Origin of the sequence: Streptomyces sp. MnatMP-M17 (assembly GCF_900091995.1) — a bacterium.
Classification (GTDB): Bacteria; Actinomycetota; Actinomycetes; order Streptomycetales; family Streptomycetaceae; genus Streptomyces.
This window is the reverse complement of sequence record NZ_FMDK01000949.1, coordinates 1-1,111: the sequence shown is the minus strand read 5'-3', so window position 1 is coordinate 1,111 and position 1,111 is coordinate 1. Positions and strand designations below refer to the sequence as shown.

1 pseudogene is annotated in these 1,111 nt (G+C 72.5%); it reads right to left on the bottom strand.

Annotation, left to right across the window (positions count from 1 at the left end):
* A pseudogene (locus GA0115259_RS34005) lies at positions 1-931 on the bottom strand (hypothetical protein); the annotation flags it as partial.
* Positions 932-1,111: the final 180 nt, after the last annotated feature.

The following is a 1,111-nucleotide window of genomic DNA, read 5'->3' as shown; positions in this document are numbered from 1 at the left end:
CCCCCCCCCCGCCCGCCGCGATTCCCGCCAGGCCCGCCACCGCCGCGCACGCGAGAGCGACCGCACGCCACTCGGCCTGGCGGCGCCGGGCCACGAAGAGTCCCAGAGCCGCCGCCGCGAGCAGCAGCGCGCCCGGCCGCAGCGCCACCAGAGGTGTCCACGCCGATACGGACAGTTCCCCGGCCACCAGCAGCGCTCCGCTCGCGGTCGTCCCGGCGGCGACGCCCGCGAAGCCCCGTACCGTACGGGATCCCGTACGCAGCGCGAGCGCGGTGTCCAGCGCCGCCGTCACCAGCAGGGCCCAGGCGACCGTCAGCGGAGTGGAGCCGGTGGCCAGCGCCCAGAGCGTCAGCGGGAGTTGGGCCGTCAGCACGGCCGCGGGCAGCGGACCGCGCAGGGCGCCGAGAGCCGTCCCGTATCCGGCCCAGAGCACGGCGAGCACGGCGGTGGCGGCGGCCGTGTAACCGAGACCGTCCGTGCCCGGCAGCGCCACGCGGTACAGCGCGTACGCGTCGAGGACTGTCAGCACCGGCCCCAGCGCGGCCACCGCCTCCGCGGTCGAGCGCAGACCGCGGCGCAGCAGCGACACGGGCACCGCGAGCGTCAGAACGGTCACTCCGGTCAGTACCGCCGCACGGCCGCCGATGCCCAGATGGCCCCAGCTCACCAGAGTGAAAGCGATCGCGGCGATCGCCAGCAGGACTCCGCCGAGCATGAGCAGCACATTCTGCGCACTCGGCGGCGGAGAGCTCGGCCGGAAGGCCTGAGGCGAGGCCTGAGGTGTCGAGGGGGCCGTGGGACGTACGGGCTGCGCCGGTGGACTCAGCAGATACGCCCGGCGCGCCAGCAACTGGCCTCTGCGTGCGTCGAGTCGGACCAGCTCCTGGTCGATGATCGCCAGCTCCTGGGCGGGCGGCGGCACATTCTTCATATGAGCGAGTGTGGTCCGCGCCACACGCCGTGCCATGGGCTCCCGTACTCAGATACGGAGGTGAGTACCGGGCATTCGGTTTGAAGGACACCCGCGAGGACCTGTATGGTTCAGTGCGTTCCCGGGCGATTAGCTCAGTGGGAGAGCGCTTCGTTCACACCGAAGAGGTCACTGGTTCGA